The sequence below is a fragment of the Gordonia sp. DT219 genome (assembly GCF_049847065.1).
Lineage (GTDB): Bacteria > Actinomycetota > Actinomycetes > Mycobacteriales > Mycobacteriaceae > Gordonia.
In genome coordinates this window covers 1-284 of sequence record NZ_JBNCNR010000108.1, presented here as the reverse complement: position 1 = coordinate 284, position 284 = coordinate 1, and the positions used below count along the sequence as shown (strand labels likewise).

At 65.8% G+C, this 284-nt stretch carries 1 protein-coding gene; it reads left to right on the top strand.

Translation table 11 applies throughout. The annotated features are described in order from the left end of the window. On the top strand, positions 1-284 hold a 284-nt coding region (locus tag ACPXB3_RS22630), incomplete at both ends, for an ATP-binding protein (RefSeq protein ID WP_425729895.1).

Sequence of the window (284 nt, the reverse complement as noted above, 5' to 3'; positions counted from 1 at the left end):
CCGATCGGGAGGCCTCCGGTACCAGGCTGCGGATCGCCGGAGCGCACTTCCCGGCCATGAAAACGTTGGAGGACTTCAACGCAGATCACCAGCCCTCACTGCGCAGAGACGTACTCGCGCACCTGGAGATGATGAGTTTCGTGGCCAAGGCGGAGAACGTGATCCTGCTCGGCCCGCCCGGAGTCGGCAAAACCCACCTCGGTATCTGCCTGGGCATCAAAGCATGCCAGGCCGGATACCCGGTCGCCTTCGACACCGCGACCGGCTGGGCAGCCCGCCTGGCC